17 protein-coding genes are annotated in these 18,684 nt (G+C 66.3%); 12 read left to right on the top strand and 5 right to left on the bottom strand.

Annotated features, from left to right (window positions below):
* Nucleotides 1-309 precede the first annotated feature (309 nt).
* On the bottom strand, nt 310-1,677 hold the full coding sequence (locus QZM67_RS04440) for a substrate-binding domain-containing protein (RefSeq protein WP_301800941.1): 1,368 nt from the start codon (nt 1,675-1,677) through the stop codon (nt 310-312).
* A 640-nt stretch (nt 1,678-2,317) separates the two neighbouring features.
* Here QZM67_RS04440 and gspF point away from each other — a divergent pair.
* Nucleotides 2,318-3,535: a type II secretion system inner membrane protein GspF gene (gspF, locus tag QZM67_RS04435; protein WP_301800940.1), complete on the top strand. Its 1,218-nt coding sequence runs from the start codon at nt 2,318-2,320 to the stop codon at nt 3,533-3,535.
* 11 nt (nt 3,536-3,546) lie between these two features.
* On the opposite strand, the gene QZM67_RS04430 is transcribed toward gspF, so the two are convergent.
* The gene (locus QZM67_RS04430; RefSeq protein ID WP_301800939.1) at nt 3,547-3,993 is read right to left on the bottom strand and encodes a type II secretion system protein N; all 447 of its coding nucleotides are present in this window, start codon (nt 3,991-3,993) and stop codon (nt 3,547-3,549) included.
* A gap of 147 nt (nt 3,994-4,140) precedes the next feature.
* Here QZM67_RS04430 and gspG point away from each other — a divergent pair, with 147 nt between their 5' ends.
* From gspG to QZM67_RS04390, 8 genes are all read left to right on the top strand, one after another.
* Complete coding sequence (gspG, locus tag QZM67_RS04425; protein WP_175010571.1) at nt 4,141-4,554, top strand: type II secretion system major pseudopilin GspG; 414 nt, start codon at nt 4,141-4,143, stop codon at nt 4,552-4,554.
* Between the two features lie 4 nt (nt 4,555-4,558).
* On the top strand, nt 4,559-5,062 hold the full coding sequence (locus QZM67_RS04420) for a GspH/FimT family pseudopilin (protein WP_301800938.1): 504 nt from the start codon (nt 4,559-4,561) through the stop codon (nt 5,060-5,062).
* The gene (gene gspL / locus QZM67_RS04415; RefSeq protein ID WP_367620420.1) at nt 5,004-6,578 is read left to right on the top strand and encodes a type II secretion system protein GspL; all 1,575 of its coding nucleotides are present in this window, start codon (nt 5,004-5,006) and stop codon (nt 6,576-6,578) included. Before QZM67_RS04420 ends, gspL begins: the two co-directional genes overlap by 59 nt.
* Nucleotides 6,542-7,054 (top strand): type II secretion system protein GspM, encoded by a 513-nt coding sequence (gspM, locus tag QZM67_RS04410; RefSeq protein ID WP_179258787.1) that lies wholly within the window; start codon nt 6,542-6,544, stop codon nt 7,052-7,054. Before gspL ends, gspM begins: the two co-directional genes overlap by 37 nt.
* Nucleotides 7,055-7,219: 165 nt before the next feature.
* On the top strand, nt 7,220-7,966 hold the full coding sequence (locus QZM67_RS04405; RefSeq protein ID WP_301800936.1) for a secretin and TonB N-terminal domain-containing protein: 747 nt from the start codon (nt 7,220-7,222) through the stop codon (nt 7,964-7,966).
* Nucleotides 7,967-7,972: 6 nt separating this feature from the next.
* Nucleotides 7,973-8,521 carry an RNA polymerase sigma factor gene (locus QZM67_RS04400; RefSeq protein ID WP_043177401.1) on the top strand — a complete coding sequence of 183 codons (549 nt, stop codon included), beginning with the start codon at nt 7,973-7,975 and terminating at the stop codon, nt 8,519-8,521.
* A gap of 11 nt (nt 8,522-8,532) precedes the next feature.
* Nucleotides 8,533-9,528, top strand: a complete 996-nt coding sequence (locus QZM67_RS04395; RefSeq protein WP_301800935.1) for a FecR domain-containing protein — start codon at nt 8,533-8,535, stop codon at nt 9,526-9,528.
* A 257-nt stretch (nt 9,529-9,785) separates the two neighbouring features.
* Nucleotides 9,786-10,037: a DUF4880 domain-containing protein gene (locus tag QZM67_RS04390; protein WP_301800934.1), complete on the top strand. Its 252-nt coding sequence runs from the start codon at nt 9,786-9,788 to the stop codon at nt 10,035-10,037.
* Nucleotides 10,038-10,302: 265 nt separating this feature from the next.
* On the opposite strand, the gene QZM67_RS04385 is transcribed toward QZM67_RS04390, so the two are convergent.
* Nucleotides 10,303-11,127, bottom strand: a complete 825-nt coding sequence (locus QZM67_RS04385; protein WP_301800933.1) for a hypothetical protein — start codon at nt 11,125-11,127, stop codon at nt 10,303-10,305.
* 164 nt (nt 11,128-11,291) lie between these two features.
* Between QZM67_RS04385 and QZM67_RS04380 the strand changes: the two genes are divergently transcribed.
* Both QZM67_RS04380 and QZM67_RS04375 read left to right on the top strand, forming a co-directional pair.
* Complete coding sequence (locus QZM67_RS04380) at nt 11,292-12,944, top strand: type II toxin-antitoxin system Phd/YefM family antitoxin (protein WP_301800932.1); 1,653 nt, start codon at nt 11,292-11,294, stop codon at nt 12,942-12,944.
* 273 nt (nt 12,945-13,217) lie between these two features.
* A complete protein-coding gene (locus tag QZM67_RS04375) occupies nt 13,218-14,549 on the top strand; it encodes a hypothetical protein (RefSeq protein ID WP_301800930.1) in 1,332 nt (443 codons plus the stop codon).
* A gap of 16 nt (nt 14,550-14,565) precedes the next feature.
* Here the strand turns inward: QZM67_RS04375 and gspK are convergent, their stop codons facing one another.
* Both gspK and QZM67_RS04365 read right to left on the bottom strand, forming a co-directional pair.
* Nucleotides 14,566-15,561, bottom strand: a complete 996-nt coding sequence (gspK, locus tag QZM67_RS04370) for a type II secretion system minor pseudopilin GspK (RefSeq protein WP_301800929.1) — start codon at nt 15,559-15,561, stop codon at nt 14,566-14,568.
* Nucleotides 15,562-15,594: 33 nt separating this feature from the next.
* Nucleotides 15,595-16,161 carry a hypothetical protein gene (locus QZM67_RS04365; protein WP_301800928.1) on the bottom strand — a complete coding sequence of 189 codons (567 nt, stop codon included), beginning with the start codon at nt 16,159-16,161 and terminating at the stop codon, nt 15,595-15,597.
* 813 nt (nt 16,162-16,974) lie between these two features.
* On the opposite strand from QZM67_RS04365, the gene QZM67_RS04360 reads away from it, so the two are divergent.
* A complete protein-coding gene (locus QZM67_RS04360; protein ID WP_301800927.1) occupies nt 16,975-18,627 on the top strand; it encodes a ShlB/FhaC/HecB family hemolysin secretion/activation protein in 1,653 nt (550 codons plus the stop codon).
* Nucleotides 18,628-18,684 lie beyond the last annotated feature (57 nt).

Raw genomic sequence — 18,684 nt, 5'->3', positions numbered from 1 at the left:
GTGCCTGTTCCGGAGGGTCTTGTTCGGGAACACCGTTGATTCAAACGCACTGCAATCGGAAATCGGGGCCGTGTGGTGCCGAGGCTGGCGTTGCTTCGAATACGGCGATCTGGAAGCGCAGCGGCGGATTGCCGGGGGCAGGTGAGGGGCACGGGATGGAATCGTGCCGGTGGCCACGATCCGTTTCATGCGATGTATGTGGCGTCTGCTTGTGCCTCTATCCATCCGATAGTGGCCGTTCCATAAAAAACCCGCCTCGTAGGAGCGAGGCGGGTTCAACAGGACGCGTTGAATCAGCAGTGTTACCGCTTAACGGCCGGTGTACAAGGAGCAGTTGCCTGCATCGCCGATGTCCAGGCCGTTCCCGCTCGAGTTGCTCAGGAAGTTCGCCGAGATCGCGGTCCGGAAGCTCGACGGCACGGTGTCGAAGCCATTGCCATGAACGACCGATGCGTAGCTGGCGTTCGTGTAGTGGTTGTTCAGGAAGCTCTGAACATTCGATGCAACCGTCGGGTTGGCGTAGCACTGGCTCAGGATGATCTGGCTCGTGCCCGATACCGGATAGCCGGCCTTCGGGTTGGCGAGAGCCGCGTAATTCGGCCCCGAGACCGGTACCCATGCATTCGGATCGGCAGGGTTGGACGGGGCGGCAATCGTGCCCAGTGCCGTCGTTGCGTTTGCATACGTCGGTGCGTAGTACGCGCCGTTCGTCGAGTTGTACAGGCTGGCGACCGGAAGCTGCAGCGCGCCCGACGACGTCACGACCGAGCTTTGCGACGCGAGGAACGTGTTCGTGTAGTCCGGGCTCAGGTACGCGACGGCGGCAACACCTGCCGACGACAGCGATGCGAGCGAGCCGCGGACACCGGTCACGACACCGTTGACAATCGGGCCGCTGCCCGAGGCGCCGATGAAGTTCCCCGGCACGCCGGACGGGAATGCCGTCGTGTTCGCGAACGTCAGCGAATCGACGAACTTGACGCCCGTCGCCGTGTTGCCGGTCGTGCAGACAGCGGCCAGGTGACGGGTCAGCAGTTCGGTCGTGCCGCTGCTGTCCGAGCGATAGATGACCTTGATCGGGGCGTTGGTCGAGTAGAAGCCGCCTTCCGGATTGGTGACCTGATTCCAGTTCGTCAGCTTGCCCGAGAAGATGCCGCACAGGTCATCATCGTTCAGCGCAATGCTGTGCGCCTGACCCGGCGTCGTTTGCGGCGTGACCGAGCTCGTCACGGCCGGCGCGTTGACGACCGGCACCGTGATGGCCGTCACGATGTACGGGATCTGGATCAGCGGGCCGCTGTTCGCGCCGATCGTGCTGGCGTTATACGACGCGACTTGCGCGGTGGTCAGTGCGGCATCGCTGTTCGCGAAGTTGACCGTGCCCGTGACGCCTGCGCCGAGGTACGTCGGCTGGTTGTTCAGGAACGCGTTCTGGCCTGCGCCCGAACCGACCGAGAAGTACGTGAATGAGGCGTTGGACGAGCCGAACAGACCGAGTTCGCCGGAAGCCGTCACGGGCGGGGTGACGTTGGGGTTGGCGCTGGCGCCGATCGTCGGTGCGACGAGCGACGAGCCACCACCTTGAATCAGCGGGCCTGCGGCCATCGCGACCGATGCACCCATGCCCGAAACGACGAGAGCGAGGACTTGACAGATCTTGCGCTTGCTGGATTTCATGAGAAATTTCCTTGGACGAAGATAAACGGGAAGCCTGCTGCTGCGGTTTGAATACCGTGTCGACCGCCGGATAAATGTAGGAGGAAATCCGTATGCGGCGTGTGAATTTTTAATAACGAATGGTACGGAACATTTTTGGCGATATTGCCAATGGAGTATTCGGATTGGCGGGCGGCCAATCGGGACTGATTCGCGGGACGTGTGAGTCCCGGATGTTGGGAAGACGATGACGTTCGGTGGCGGCATGTTGTGCCGCGGGCGTGTTGGCGGGCAAGGCAGCGCTATCGCAACATCAAGTCAGTTTCGTGGCGGATGCTACGGAAGATTTCTTCCAGAGGCGCATCGGCTATCCGATTTATATATTCCTGAAATTGATTCAATTTCGTTAATTGTTGGATATTGATTCGTAATTGCTGGGTGGTCAATGATTGAATAATTGATGCCATCGATATGAATTAAATAATTTATCCAATATAAGAGCGCCGACCGAAAGTAATAACGCCTACCAAAGCCAAAAAAGGTAGCCCAACATCCGTCACAAATCTGCGCCGGTTCGCTCCGTAGTCTTCCCCGACGACTCCGTCCGACTCGTTGCACGACGTCGCCGAGCAAGTCGCACACGTGACACGAGGGCACTGACATGTCGGCATTCCGTTACGAAGCGATCGATCCCACCGGCCGCACGCTGAAAGGTGTGCTCGAAGCCGACAGTGCGCGCGCAGGCCGCAGCCATCTGCGCACGCAGGGTCTCACGCCGCTCGTGGTCGAACTCGCCGCGCAACGCCTGCACGGCGAGCGTCATCAACGTCTGTCGCTCGGCCGCAAGCTGTCGCAGCGCGAGCAGGCGATCATCACGCGCCAGCTCGCGAGCCTGCTGGTCGCGGGTCTGCCGCTCGACGAATCGCTGTCGGTGCTGAGCGAGCAGGCCGAGCGCGAATACGTGCGCGAGCTGATGGCGTCGATCCGCGCGGAAGTCGTCGGCGGCCATTCGTTCGCGAATGCGCTCGGCCAGCATCCGCGCGACTTTCCGGAGATCTACCGCGCGCTCGTCGCAGCGGGCGAGCACACCGGCAAGCTCGGCATCGTGCTATCGCGTCTGGCTGACTACATCGAGCAGAGCAACGCACTGAAGCAGAAGATCCTGCTCGCGTTCACGTATCCGGGGATCGTCACGCTGATCGCGTTCGGCATCGTCACGTTCCTGCTGAGCTACGTGGTGCCGCAGGTGGCCAACGTGTTCACCAGCACGAAGCAGCAGTTGCCGACGCTGACGGTCGTGATGATGGCGTTGTCCGATTTCGTGCGGCACTGGTGGTGGGCGTCGCTGCTTGCAACAATCGCGATCGTCTTTGCGATCCGCAAGGTGCTGTCGCAGGACGGGCCGCGGCTGAAATTCGACCACTGGGTGCTGACCGCGCCGCTCGCCGGCAAGCTCGTGCGTGGCTACAACACCGTGCGTTTTGCAAGCACGCTAGGCATCCTGACCGCAGCGGGCGTGCCGATCCTGCGCGCGTTGCAGGCGGCCGGCGAGACGCTGTCGAACCGCGCGATGAGCGCGAACGTCGACGATGCGATCGTGCGTGTGCGCGAAGGTTCGGCGTTGTCGCGCGCGCTGGCCCATACGAAGACGTTCCCGCCGGTGCTCGTGCACCTGATCCGCTCGGGCGAAGCGACTGGCGACGTGACGACGATGCTCGACCGCGCATCCGAAGGCGAATCGCGCGAACTGGAGCGCCGCACGATGTTCCTGACGAGCCTGCTCGAACCGCTGCTGATCCTGGCGATGGGTGGCGTCGTGCTCGTGATCGTGCTCGCGGTGATGATGCCGATCATCGAGCTGAACAACATGGTGCAGTGATGCGTTGTGGCTCAGCGCACGAACGCGTTGGCGTTCTGCACGGCGGGCAGCGCGATCTCGCGTTGCAGGCCGTTGCGGTCGACGACGATCGAGCGGGCGCGCACTTCAGCAAGTTTCGCGGCTTCGCCGATCGCCGAGCCGATCCGCACGACGCGCGCCGCTTCGCCGCCGATGCTGACGATCGCGGCCGCACGGCGCGCGTCGAATGCGAGCACGCCGAGCAACTGGATCGTATTGCGGCTGTCGTCGGGTTTGGCGCCGAACAGCTGCGCGCCGGCCGTGACGTCGAACGGTGCGGGCGGCGCGGGTTGGGCAGGGGCCGGCGCATCGGGCGCGTTCAGTGCGCGCGCGGCCCACATCGAAACGGCGACGAGCGCCGCGCCGGCTGCAAGCGTCGCGACGAGCGCCAACGGATCGATGCGGGACGGAACGGTGCGAAGCAGGGCGAGCGGTTTCATGGCGACGAATTGGATCGATGGGTTCGGTGGGTTCGATGAACAGGAACGGTTTCCATTCTTTGACGCAAGGGTGAATGCATGATGACGCGCCACGAAGAAGTCCGAACGTTGCATGCCGGCCTCACGCATGACAGTGCGCGCCGTCGCATGCAGCGCGGCTTCACGCTGATCGAGATCATGGTGGTGGTCGCGATCCTCGGGATTCTCGCGGCGCTGATCGTGCCGAAGATCATGAGCCGTCCCGACGAGGCGCGCCGCATCGCCGCGAAGCAGGACATCGGCACGATGATGCAGTCGCTGAACCTGTATCGACTCGACAACGGCCGCTATCCGTCACAGGAGCAGGGGCTCACCGCGCTGGTCCAGAAGCCGACTAACGATCCGGTGCCGAACAACTGGAAGGACGGCGGTTATCTCGAGCGGTTGCCGAAGGATCCATGGGGCAACCCGTATCAATACCTGAACCCGGGCGCGCACGGCGCGATCGACGTGTTCAGCTACGGCGCGGACGGCAAGCCGGGCGGCGAGGGGAACGATGCGGACATCGGCTCGTGGCAGTAACGGCATGACGATCGCGCTCGTCGGGAAACGGCGTCCGCTTGCGTCACGCCGTGCAGCCGGCTTCACGCTGCTGGAGATGCTCGTCGTGCTCGTGATCGTCGGGCTGCTGGTCGCGGTCGTGACGCTCGCGCCGTCGCGCAATCGCCGCACGGATCTGGCCGAGGAAGCGCAGCGGCTCGCGAACCTGCTCGAATCGGCCGGCGACGAAGCGCAGGTGCGCTCGATGCCGATCGCGTGGCAAGCGGTGGGCGGCGGCTATCGCTTCGTGCAGCGCACCGAAAGCGGCGCGTGGGCGCCGATGACGGACGACCTGTATCGTGCGCGTCGCTGGGGCACGGAGGTGACGGGCGTATCGGTGCGCTACACGGGCGGTGGCGAAACTCCGTCACGTATCGTGCTCGGCAGCGAAAGCATCGACGTGCCGGTGACGATCACGCTGTGGTCCGGCGATGTGCGGATGGCGGTTGTCGGCACGGGCATCGGCAACTTCGTCGTGCGTCGGCCATGAGTGGCGCGCGAAGTGTCCGGGAGGCGCGATGTCGAGCCTGATCGTGTCGCTGCCGTCGATCGGCGCGTTCGATGCTGCGGGGTGGGAAGCCACGGAGATGCCGTACGCGCTGTTCGACCGCCGTGGGCAATGCGTGCGGGCGGGGCGCGCGCATCGTGAAGCGTGGCCGAAGGCCGCTTCGACCGTGCTCGTGCTCGCCGCACGCGATACATTGCTCGTCGACGTGAACCTGCCGCCCGTGAAGGGAGAGAAATTGCGACGCGTGCTGCCGCATGCGGTGGAGGAGTATCTGATCGGCGATGCGCTGCAGAGTCATGTCGCCGTTGGTCCGGCTGCAACCGACAACGCGGCGCGACCTGTGGCGGTCGTCGATCGCGAGCGGTTCGGCGAAGTGATTCGCTGGTTCACCGAGGCCGGCCATCGGCGCGTGCGTGCGGTACCGTTGATCCACTGCATGACGACGACGGTGTACGGTGGGCCAGCGGATGGCGGCGAGCAGGACGATGTGTCGCCCGAGTTCGCAAGGTCATCCACATCGCGAACACTTCCAATACCGAACGGCGACGAGGATGGCGAAGCGACAGTACTCATGCGCAGCGACGCCGATGTGCTGAGCGTCGATCCACCCGCATTGAGCGAAGTGGATGCCGAACGCTGTGAAACCGATGTACTGATCATTTGTCGACCGGCATCGAGCGAAGGCGATACCGATACCGATGCGCGTGGCCACCCGCTCCGACTTGAATTGGCCATCAAGCGCGGATCATCAGGGTTCGGATTTGAAACGCATGCGTCGGCGCTGGATACGACGATTGCCGAGTTGTCGAAACACGATTCCGTGCGGGTACACGCGCTGGTTGTCGAGGGTCACGACGATGTCGAAGGCGGCGCCACAGCCGCATCGGACCTCCGCGCACGCATGGCCGGACCGTCCGCATTCCCGCTGGCCGCACGAACACTACGGTGGGACGCACTCGCAAGCAACGCGCTCGACTGCAAGTTCGACCTGTGCCAGTTCGAATTCGCCCGCAGCGCTTCACGCGCCGCCACGGGCGGGTGGCGTCGCTGGCGCGTGTCTGCCGGCCTGGCGATCGCGTCAGCGATCGTCGCAATCGCGACGATCAACGTGCAGTGGTTCCAGCTACGCCACCGCCAGGATGCGTTGAACGCCGAACTGACGGCACGCGTGAAAGCCGCCTTCCCCGAGACGCAGGTGCTGCTCGACCCACCGCTGCAAATGCGAACCGGGCTCGAACGCCTGCGCGCGGCGGCCGGCGAGCTGCATGCAGACGATTACCTGGTGCTGTCGGCGTCGTTGTCGCGTGCGCTGGGCCCGATCCCGTCCGATGCGATCGCGGCGCTCGACTATCGCGACGGCTCGCTGGCGGTCGCCTTCCGTCCCGGTACCGCCGTCGACGGCGACGGATTCCGCCAGCGCCTGCAGGCGCAGGGCGTGACGGCCAACGAGGAGGATGCGAAGTGGATGCTCGGCTCCGCGCGGCCCATGCCGCGCTGACGCAGTGGCTCGATGGCCGTTCGCCGCGCGAGCGCACGCTGCTGGCGGCGGGTGGTGCCGTGTTGTTCGCTGCGCTGGTCTACCACGTGATGTGGGAACCTGCCTACACGGGGCGCGCACGCATTGCGGCCAATCTGCCCGCATTGCAGCGACAAGTAGCCGAAGCTGGCGGGCAACTCGCAGAAGCACGACGCCTGCGCGCAGCCGCCGCGATCCGGCCGCCGGCCGGTGCCGCACTGCGGGATGCGCTTGCCGCATCGCTCGCACAGTCGGGCATCGCGAAGGCACAAGTCGCGGTGCTGGGCGAAGGTATCCAGGTGGACGCGAAGGGCATCTCGTTCGCCGCCTGGATGGACTGGCTCGACCGGATGCGCGACACGCACCACGTGCGGGTCGTGAGCGCGCACGCGAGCGCGGACGGCAAGCCTGGTGTGACGACGGTTTCGGCGTTGCTGCAGCCGCCAACGGCCCGTTGATTGCGAACCGCATGAACGCAGCGAAAGTATTGAATCGCATCGCTGCACGGTTCACCTGAGTGTCATAGTGCCCGCTCACAATCTGACGTTCGTTTGCTGCGGAACCGCTCACGGGGGTGCGCGTTTCGCACGGCAACGTGCAACTCCACTTCCGTCCAGGGATTCATGACTCGTTCACGGGCGCCGACCGGTGTCCTGGCGTTCGTCGCGTGGCTTGCGTTCGTCGTGCTGTGCATGCGCGGCGTACAAGCGCAGGAGACCGGTTCCAGCGGCCGCCAGCCGGGCAGCATGGTGCATTTCGATCTGCCCGCGCAGCCGCTCGCAAAGACCTTGCAGGACTTCGCGCGGCTGACCGAGCTGATCGTGCTGGCGCCGGCGCCGCTGCTCGACGGGCGCACGAGTGCGCCGGTCCAGGGCGAATTCGCGCCGCGCGACGCGCTCGAGCGGATGCTGGCCGGAACGGGATTGCGTGCGGAATTCTCGCGTCCGGACGAAGCGATCATCGTCGCGCAGCCGGCCGCCGAGCAGGCGTCCGCGACGGCCGACACGCCGGCGGATGCGGCCTTGCCGATCGACGGGATCGGCGATTCCGGCGATCGGCACGCGTTCGCGGGCCTGCTGCAGGCGCATCTGATCGATGCGCTCTGCGCGCAGCCGGGGGCCGTGCCGGGCAGCTATCGACTCGTCGCGCAGGTGCGCATCGACAACAGGGGGGCGGTGGTGGCGGTCAACATGGTGGCATCGAGCGGTTCAGCCGCCCGCGACGCGGCGGTGATGCGTGCGTTGCGCGCATTGAAGCTGGACGACGCGCCGCCTGCGGACCTGCCGCAGCCGGTCACGATCCTGCTGCGGCCGGCCGGCAACGGCGTGCATTTCCGCTGTCCGGCGCCGCAGCCGGCCGTCCGGGGCTAGGCCGCGATGACCGACAGCAACCGCACCGGGCTCAGGAAGCTGCTGGCGACGCGCTACGCGTACCTCGTCAGGCGCCTCGAGCGCGTGACCGGGTCGAAGGACGGCGCCGCCGACGCACTGCACGAAACCTGGCTGCGCCTCGAGAACGCGAACGTCTCCACGCAGGTGACGAACGCGGACGCCTATATACTCGGGATGGCGAACAATGTCGCGATCGACCAGCATCGCCGCGAACGCCGGCATCTGCACGACGACGATGTCGAGACGCTGCTCGAGATGCCCGACGAACTGGCCGATCCCGAGCGCATCGTCGCGGCGCGCCGCAAGGTCGAGACATTGAAGGACGTGCTGCGCGGCCTGCCGCCGCGGCGCCGCGCGATCCTGCTGGCCGCCCGCGTGGACGGCCTGCTGAACCGCGAGATCGCCGAGCATTTCGGCATTTCGCTGCGGCTCGTGGAAAGCGAGCTGAGTGCGGCAATGAAGTACTGCCTGCAGCGCATGCAGGAAGATGGCGATCCGTACACGGGCACGCGAGGCGGCCCGCGTAAATTTTGAGCATCAGGACGATGACGAAAGCCCAGGCCGAACCTGCCCACGACGAACTCGACGAAGCGAGTGCGTGGCTGCTGCGTCTGCGCTCCGGAGACGCGAGCCAGGCCGAAGCCGATGCGTTCGAGCGCTGGTGCGCCGATCGTCCGCAAGCCGCCGATCTGCTGCGCGATACCTGGAGCTCGCTGCGCACGGCGGGGACCGAACTCGCACACGAGGAACGCGCGGCCGCTGCCTGGGCAAACGTTGCCAAGCGCGAGCGCACGATGCGCACCGGGCGGCGCGCGTTCATCGGCTTCGCGGTGGCGGCCGGCGCGTCGTGGCTTGCGCTGCGCCCGCCGATGCAGTTGTGGCCGTCGCTCGGCGATCTCGCGGCCGATTACCACACGGGCACCGGCGAGCAGCGCAGCGTTGCGCTGTCGTCGCGCGTGACGGTGGAGCTGAATACGCAGACACGTCTGGACGTACTGGCCGCGAGCGATGCCGCGCACGGCGTCGAAGTCGTCGCCGGCGAGGCGGAGATCGACGCGGCTGCGCCGCCTGCCGACCGCGCGACGCCGATCCAGCCCGTCACCGTGGTGGCGGGCGGCGGCCGCATGCGGGCGACCGTCGCGCGCTTCAACGTGCGGCGCACTGGCTCGCAGGTCTGCGTGACCTGCCTCTCCGGCACGGTCGCGCTCGAACATCCGCGCGGCGCGCGCACGCTGGCGACCGACGATCAGGTCGTCTACGACGATCGTGGCGTGCAGCCCGTGTCGCGGATCGATCCGGGCGCGGTCAGCGCATGGCGGCGCGGCATGCTGGTGTTCAACGGCGTGCCGCTCGCCGATGTCGTCGACGAGATCAACCGCTACCGGCGCGGCAAGGTCATCCTGCGCAGCGCGTCGCTCGGCGAAAACCGGATGCAGGCGCAGTTCCCGATCACGCGGCTCGACGACGTGATCGACATGGTCGGTCGCCTGTATGGCGCGCACATCACGCGCCTGCCCGGCAATATCGTGCTGCTGAGCTGACCGGCTTCCCGCGTTTTACTTTTCCTTCTTCCTTCCGCTGGCGATGCGTTCGCGTCGCTTCCGGCTGTCCGCGCGCTGCGGGTTACGGCCGTCCGATACGACTTGATCAATGAGGGCCGGCAAACGCCGGGCTGCCTGTCATGGCGGCCCGGTGTGACGTCGTCGGACCCGAGGCGTGTGTGGCAAGCGCCCCGGCCGTGCAGCGATGCGCGGTGCGGGGGAGGTGTGTCGAGGGAGCTTCGGGCGGTGGCGTGATCATGAACGAATCGCAACGGGAGTCGGATCCCGGCGACGCGACTACGCGCGCCGATGCGATCCGCGAGGGCGCGGTGCGCTGGTTGCTGTGGTTGCGCGTCGGCGACACGACGGAACAGGAACTCGACGCCTTCGCGCGCTGGCGTGCGCAGAGCGACGAGCATGCACGCACGGTTCGCGAGCTGATCTGGATGTGGGCCGTGCTGGAGGCAGTCGGCCGCCAGGCGCCTGGCGGGTCGACGCGTACGCATTGATACGGCGGCTTGTCGTGCGCACTGGTGTGGTGCGCATTCGCATTTGCGCCGTGGCACGCGCGTGCTGAAAGAAAGTATGCGGGTTAGGCGGGCCCGCTTCGACCTTGTATATGAGAGAGCGAGGGGGCTGTACAGAGGGGCTGTAAAGCGGAGACCGGGGAACGGAGGTCTGAATGGGCTTCCGGATCACCGCTCACGCATGGTGGCGGGCGTGGCCGAGTACGTGCCGGCCACGTCACGCAAGCCCGGATTCACGACTCGGGATTCAGGATGGCGCCCCGGGCTGCAGGCCGGCGCGTGCGCCGTTCCAGGCGGCGTCGAGCGGATCGCCGGCATCGCGCAGCGGCTCGCGCAGAAAGGGAAAGCGTTCGACGAACGGTGCGGATTCTTGCAGGGCCACGATATGGTTGACCATCCATTGCAGCAGTTCGCCGCCGTGCCGGACCTGTTCCGGCCGCCAGTCCGGCATCGTCGAGAAGAGGGCCGAGAAGCCGCTCCAGCGCGACGGACGGTCGTTGTCGCCGGGCCGGAAATAGGTGTTCATCGCGACGTCGTGCGCGTCGGTCAGCGTGCCGACGAACAGCCCGTGCGGCGTCGGCACGCCGATCTGCTGCCAGCCTTCCGCGAGGGCGAGCGAGCGCATCACGCGCGCCGCGACGAACGCGATGCGCGTTTCATGTTCGATTTCCGCCAGCGACATCACGCCGTTGCGCTGCATGCAGCGTGCGACCGCGTGCGGCCGGATCACGTTCGACGCGAAGCTGCGCAGCACGAGGTCGGGCACCGTCAGTTGAAGCTGGAATTCGCGCAGGCCGTGCTCGGCGCTCATCGTCGAGAAGTTGACGAACAACCCTTCGGCATGACCGAGCGCGCCGACGTACGGATCGAGCCCGAGGCGCGCGAGCTTTGGTGCGATCTGGCGTTCGAGCAGTCGCATCAGGTTGCGGCGATTGCGCACCCCCGTGAAATCGTCGAGGCCGCGCGTGACCACGTCGCTGATCTCCCAGCGGCGCTCGTCGGCGACGAGCCGCGGGGAGCCGCTCAGGTCGAACCGGGCGCGGCCATGGGCCACGCGGGGATCTACGTACATGCCGGTGCCTCGTGCATCGATTGCGGGCTGACCGCCGCGGCGGCGCGTCGTCGCGCGGGTCCGGTCGCCCACGATGCTGCGGCGTCGCGGGCGGCCCGTCAAGTGCGCATGCGCCGCGATGCAGGCGAACGCGCGTGCCCGGCCGAACAGTGTGGAGTGACTGGATGATGCGCACGATTGTGGAACGCTTCGTCGAACAGAGCCCGATGACGATCATGACGCGGCTCGTGCTGCAGTGCGCGCTGCACGACGACTGGATCGATATGGCTGCCGACGCGGACGAAGCGCCCGACGACGAGTCGATCCGCGAGACGCTGTTCGCGCTGGCGGTCGACGCGCTCGCGGCGATTGCCGCGCAGATGCAGATGCCGCATGCGGTGCCCGGAAATGCGGTGTCCGCGTCCGGCGCCGCGGTGGCCGAGCTCCACGACGGCATGAGCCGATGGCGGGCCGGCTGGGGGCGGGCGCTCGTCCGGGACAGCGTCGATCTGTTGTTGCCCGTCGCGGCGGCGCGGGCCGACGAACGCGGGCGCACGCTCGGCGGGATGCGGCTGCGCGTGCTGGACGGCACGGGTGACAGTTGCGCGCCTGGCGGCGCCGGTTGCGACTGCGGCCGCGCGTGCGACGACCCGGCGCGCGATGCGGCGCTGGGCCTCACCGGCGCACGCGTGCTGCCGGTCTACGATCCGGAGCTTGCGATGATCGTCGACTTGCTGCCGGTCGAGCGCGGCCGCTTGCACGAACGTGCGTTCGTCGGCGCACTGCTGGAAACCGTCAGGCCCGGCGAGCTGTGGATCGTCGACGGCCGTTTCGACATCGACGCGATCGTGTCGGGCTGGCCGCGCCGCGGTGGCGCGTTCGTGCTGCGCGACGACGCCGGCGCTGCATGCCGGCCGCTCGGTGGCTGGCGCGATGCCGGCCCGCTCGACGGCGGTGACGTTCGCGAGCAGGCCGTCGGTATCGCGGGCGATGGCGAATCGGCCGGCGCGCTTCGGCGGATCGAGTGGCGCGGTCACGGGTTCGACGGCCACCCGGGCGCGATGGTCGCGGTGCTGACGAACCTGCCGGCGGAGCAGTTCGACGCGTGCGAGGTAATGCAGCTGGCGCGCCGGCGCTGGCGCGATGCGCTGCCGTTTTCGCTCGAGGCGATACTCGGCGGCGCGTTGTTCGGCAGCGTGCCCGCCCGCGCGTCGCTGCTCGCGAGCGGCATCGCGGCACTCGCGTACAACGCGTTCAGCGTGATGACGCGCGTCATCAGCGGTGCGCTCGGCCTGGATGAGCGCGACGCGGAACGCGTGCCGTCGCATATCGCCGACGGTGTCACCGCAACCTACGCGGGGATGATGATCGCGCTGCCGCCCGACTGGTGGCGACGCTACGACCAGTTGCCCGCGGCGACGCTCGGCCAGATCGTGCGGATGCTTGCCGTGCACGTCGATCCGCGCAGCGAGCGGCGCCGGCGCCGCGACAACCGGCTGTCGGCGAAGTCGCAGGCGCTGCTGCGCGCGGCGACGCTCGAACATCTGCTGCATGACGACGGCGGCGATCCGGCCGCGAACGTGTTCAGCCTGCGCACGATCGCGATGGCGACGCGCGACTTCAGCAGCAACCCGTCGAAGGCGCTGCGGCACGCGGGCGAGGCGCTCGTGATGGTCACGAAGTACAACCGGCCGATCGCGCTGCTCGTGTCGATCGACGACTGGAACCGGCTGCTCGGCGAAGTGCGCGAGACGAGTCTCTCGCGGCTGTCGTTCGATGCGGCGTTGACGCCGCAGGGGGCGCGTGCGGTCGGGTTTGGCGAGTTGTCACCGGTTTAGCGTTCCGTTCCGTTCCGGTGCGTTGCGGATACCGTCAGTATGGCGCTTCGAGCCGGGCGCCTGCTGAATCCCGTTGCGGCGGCATCGGGATACCTGCCAATGCGGGCGCATGAAAGATGGAACCGGACGCTCACCCGTCGCGGTTCATCGGCGCCCGACTACCCGGGATCGTTTGTCGGATAGACTCATCCGTTACTGCATGTCCCTATGCCCATATCCCGGTGATCTGCCGGGGCGGATGCATTTCCATCTCACGCTGACGAAATGATACGAGTGACGGTCTTCTTCCTGGCCATGTGCGCCGGTCTGGGTTTCTGCGCCCGGGCACATGCCTATACCACGTCGACATGCGAGGAGACCTGGTATGTGCCTGCCGCAGGCCAGGAGTTCACCGGGAGAACGACGTCGTGGAAGGAGGTCGCGACCAAGGCGTGCACCAGGCACGACGTCAAGGTGATCGGCACCCAGCCGTCGACCTGGGACGATTACAACGACGCAGGTTCCGGCGCGCGGCAAGGGGGCGCGTTCGCGATCCTGGGCGGGAAGGGGTATTTCATACTCGCCACGGACGTCCATCAAGGCCCGTATTGCGGCGGTGGGGACGTCGCGGGGTTCAGCGCAGAATGTGTGCTTCCCCCGGTAGCCCGACGGAACGAGGTGCATCACCACCGCTACTACTACCAGGTCACGTCCACACCGAAACTGGATCTCGTCGCCGGGTGCAAGCCGACCTATGCAACCGACGGGCAAGCGATTTTCTACCTGACGAGCGATCACAGTTACGAAGCCGGCCATGTCGAGGATCTGCCTTTCAAGGTTGTCGACGCGGACGTCCGCTCATTCAAATGCTTTGTACCCGAAGGCGCGCAAGGCGACCAATGGGCACGCGATGCGAACCGCGTATTTTTTGACGGAAGGCAGGCGAAGGGGATGTCTCCGGACGCTCCCGTCAAGGTGTTTGACGGCGCCATCCAGAATGTCAGCGATCTTGCCGTGAACGGCGGGAATGTTTTCAGTGTCGACTACACCGACGGCGTGAAATGGCTGAACAAGACCGACGGAGCGCTCAGGATCCTGTCGCCGGCTTTCTACGTGGATCGACGGAATGTCTTCGATCAGGGCTTCAGGAAGGTTGCGGGCTTGAGTCCCGATGCATTTTCCGTCGTGACACCGGCTTGCCCGGTTCCCGGGCAGCCGGACCTTCGATGCGTCGTACCGGACAGCCGGAGTGACAAAGCGGGATACGGAATTCAGGGCGACATGCTCGTCATTCCGCGCGGGACCCTGGAGCCCGGCAAAAGAATCGTGATCAAGGGATTGAACCGGAACAACGCTGCCGTTTTCATTCTTCACGGTATGTTTGGCTCGGTTTCCGGGGATTCCGCGTTCATGTTGGTCAACGATCGCTTGTACAGCATGGATGCGCTCGCCAAAGGCCGTTTCACGGACGGCATTCCGATTCGCGGGCGCCTGAGAAGTTTGCCGACGTTCAGCAACTGCGTCCTGAATGGCGACCACGGAGCCGGTCTGGACAGATATATCCTGGATGATGCGGGTGGTATCGACTTGACCGACATGAAGCACGTCGGCCCGTGTACGCATTGAGGCCAGCCCGCCGGCGTCAACTCGTCAGCCGATGAACCCAGATCACCGACGTCCACGTGAAATTGCCGCTGCCGTAGCGCGCGATCAGCGTGTCGACGCGTGCGTTGATGCGCGCCGAATGCACGCGGCAATGCACGATGAAGTAGAGGCTGTTGACGCCGACGGTCGAGCCGTCCGGCAGCGTCGGATTGCCGCCGCGCGCGGGTAGCAGGTACTCGGCGATGTCGCCGGTGCTGACGAAGTACGCGGTGCCGCGCCGGTCGACGAGCCGCTTGGCCTGGCTGGCCGACAGCGTCGGAATCGCGGCGACGAGCACGGGCTCGGCCGCCGTGTTCGCGTTGACGGTGGTCAGGTCCGGCAGGATCGTCGTGAACGGCGTCAGCGTCTCGATTGCATGTGCGTCGTAGCCGGGGATGCGGGCGAGATCGTCGATCGATACGAGCTGCAGCGGCCAGCCGTCGGGGCCGTTCGTGTCGCGCAGCGAACGCAGCATGTAGTCGGCCGTCTGCTGTGCGAGCGCGGGATCGAGCGATAGCTGGCTCAGCAGCCGCCGGTACGCGAGCACGCCTTCGCCGTTGGCCTGCCACGGCTTGCCGGGTGCGATGCGCGTGACGAGGTTCGTCAGGTTGAAGCGCGCCTGCGCATCTTCGACATGGCCGGAGATCCACGCACGCGACAGCTCCGCATTGACCGCCGCGGCGTCGGGCGGCAGCAGGTCGGCCAGCTGCACGTCGGCGGCCGGCGACGACCACGGCTGGCCGACGAACGTGACGTTCGACGTCGCGTTCTGCGCGCGCAGCGTCGCACGCGCCCATTCGACCGCCGCGCGTTCGACCCACATCGTCTGCGTCGCGAGCCGCTGGTTCTCCACGTCGCGCGTCGCGACCTGCTGGCGCCACAGCACGCTCGCCGCCAGCGTCGCCGCCAGCGCGACGACGAGCAGCACCGTGACGATCGCGATGCCGCGTTCGCGCCGCGGCCGCGTGCTCCGGGACTTTCCGTATCGATGCATTCGCATGCTCCTGCAAGGGCGGCGTGACTGCGCTCAGTCCACGAAAGCCAGCCACGCATGGGCGATGCTCGCATGCGCAGATGACGTGACGCCGAACATCGCGGTGAGTCCGGCCACCCAGAACGCGAGTGTCGCCGGACGCGTGCCGTCGGTCGTCAGCGCCAGCGGGCCGACCAGCGACGCGATCGCATGCGAGCGCCACAGCAGCAGCACGAACAGCGCACAGCCGACCGCCATCGCGACGAAGAACAGGTAGAGCGCAACCGTCGAGCGCCGCGTGAACGGCGTGCGGTGATGGCGCTGGTTTGCCGCGACGATCGCCGCCCCGTTCGCGACCGGCACGATCGCCATCGCGAGCATCCAGAACAGCGGCTGGTCGCTCGACGCGTCGATCAGCAGCAGCGTGCCGATCGTCCAGATCGGTGGCGCAAGCAACGTGAGCACGACCCACGACAGCAGGTGCCAGACCAGCCAGGGCGCGCGCCAGCGCAACGCGCGGCGCGGCGCGGCAAAGGCGGCAGGCGGCAGCCGGCCCGCGGCCGCGGCATGGCCGGACAGGCGTTCGGCGAGCCACCGTACGAACATCGTCGCGAATGACATGGAGGGATCCGGTCGTTGACGTTTTTACCCAATAGCTAGGACGAAGCGGACGGCCGCAAACCGCAGGATTTCTCGTGGCCGGGACGCTTGCGGCGGCGCCGCATCGCGGATGCGGTGCGCGGAAACGGTCTCGCGCACGTCTCGTGCATATCTTCAGCGGAATGTCACAAAAACTTCCCGGTTGAAACCTGAGGATTGTCGAGCCGCACACAGGGGGAGGGTGACGCGCGTCGCGCGCAGCCTTCGGGGCGGCAATACGTTTGCCGGCGATCGCGCACGCGCGATTCCGGAAGCCTCGGCAGCCACGGCAGACGATACGTACACGAAACGGGGGCCACGCACATTCCTGCGCAACGCGCCGCGCGATTCGCGCCGGCTATCGTTGCGCGCGCATTGCAGGCCGCACGCTGGCGGCCGTGTCCTGCTTCCGTCGTCGAGCCGGACGGCCAGCTGGACGGCCCGCGAAAAAAAGTTTGCGGCAATGCGCGACCAGTTCCGTCTAGGTAGGTGAGAGCGGCGACTCGTGCGCAGCACACGATGGTCGTTGCCGATCGACGCAGCAGTGCCGATGCGTCGGCGGGCAGCCGATCGCGACGATGCGTGACGAAGGTTGCGGGTTTTCCGGAGTCGCTTCGTCCTTTCCGGTAGATGCGGTTGAACGCACCGGGCACGGAAATCGGGAAAAGCATTGTGCAGATCATGCTAAGGATGACGAATAAATAGTCATCAAAGTGAAACAGGCATTTGATAGCGGAGCGAACGGCTGGTGCGGTGTGCTTCGTTGCGATCCGGAACAACAAAGGGGAATGGCGCATGCCGCCGAGAGTAGACCGCAAGTCACGTGAACGATGGCGGCTTAACTGCCGATGCCTGGCCGGTGTCGTGCTGGCCGGAGGGCTGGGCCTCGCGCCGGGCGTTCATGCGCAGGAAGCCGCGCCGGCTGCGAAGGCGGCACCGGCCGCGCCTCAGTCGTTCGACGTGAATGCCTTCGTGGTGCGCGGCAACACGACGTTGCCGACGCTCGAGATCGAGAAGGCCGTGTATCCGTTTGAAGGGCCGGGCCGCACGCTCGCCGACGTGAACGCGGCACGTGATGCGTTGCAGAAGGTGTACCAGGATCGCGGCTACCAGTCGGTCGTCGTCGAGCTGCCGAAGCAGCAGGTGAAGAACGGCGTGATCCTGCTGCAGGTGACCGAGGCGAAGGTCGGCCGCTTGCGGGTCGACGGCGCGAAATACAACTCGCCGCAGCACATCCGCGATGCGGTGCCCGCGCTGGCCGAAGGCCAGGTGCCCGATTTCAACCAGGCGCAGCAACAGCTCACCGACCTGAACCGCTCGGCGGACCGGCAGGTGATTCCGATCCTCAAGCCGGGCGCGCTGCCGCAGACGGTCGACGTCGACCTGAAGGTCGACGATCACAGCCCGCTGCATGGCTCGCTCGAACTGAACAACGACAACAGCCCCGGCACGTCGACGCTGCGCACGACCGCGAGCCTCAGCTACTCGAATCTCTGGCAGCTCGGCCACGTGATTTCCGGCACCTACGTGCTCGCGCCGCAGCATCCGAACGATGCGCGCGTCTACGCGTTCTCGTATCTCGCGCCGATCAAGGATTCGCACTGGAGCTTCCTCGCGACGGTCGTGCATTCGGACAGCAACGTCGCGTCGGTCGCGAGCACCAACGTGCTCGGCAAGGGCACCACGTACGGCTTCACCGCGATCTATTCGCTGCCGGCGTCGGAAACCTACGCGCACTCGGTCAGCATCGAGATCGACCGCAAGCACTTCGACGAAAACGTGTCGATGCCGGGCCAGCCGAGCTCGACGGCGCCGCTGACGTACGTGCCGGTGACGCTGTCGTACAACGGGCAACTGAGCCTGAAGAATTCACAGACGTCGTTCGCCGCATCGGTGACGACCAACCTCCGCGGCGTCGGCAGCGACTGGGCCGCGTGGGACAACAAGCGCTACAACGCGACGCCCGATTTCGTGTACGGCAAGTTCGACGTCAACCACACGCAACGCTTCGCAAACGACATGCAGGCGAACGCGCACGTGAACGCGCAGATCTCGAACTCGCCGCTCGTGTCGAGCGAGCAGTTCGCCGCGGGCGGGATGAACAGCGTGCGCGGCTACATGCAGGCCGAGGACACGGCCGACAGCGGCGTGATCGCATCGGTCGAGCTGCGCAGCCCGTCGCTCGCGAAGTGGCTCGGCGGGGCCGTCGGCAGCCGCGTGAACGAATGGCGCTTCCACGCGTTCTTCGACGCGGCGCACCTGTGGCTGCTGAGCCCGCTGCCGGAGCAGACGTCGCGCTTCAACCTGATGAGTGTCGGCGTCGGCACACGCGTGCAGATCATGAAGTACGCAAGCGCGGATTTCGAGGCCGGGTGGCCGTTGAAGGCGGGCGTCTATACGCGGCAGTACAGCCCGCGATTCGATTTCTACGTAAGGCTGGGTTTCTGACGGATTTTTTTGATCGTGCCGGGGCGATGCGACGAGCGCGGCGCCCGCACATTCGGG

Source organism: Burkholderia sp. AU45251 (assembly GCF_030482905.1).
GTDB lineage: Bacteria > Pseudomonadota > Gammaproteobacteria > Burkholderiales > Burkholderiaceae > Burkholderia > Burkholderia aenigmatica.
This window is presented reverse-complemented; position numbering and strand designations above follow the sequence as displayed.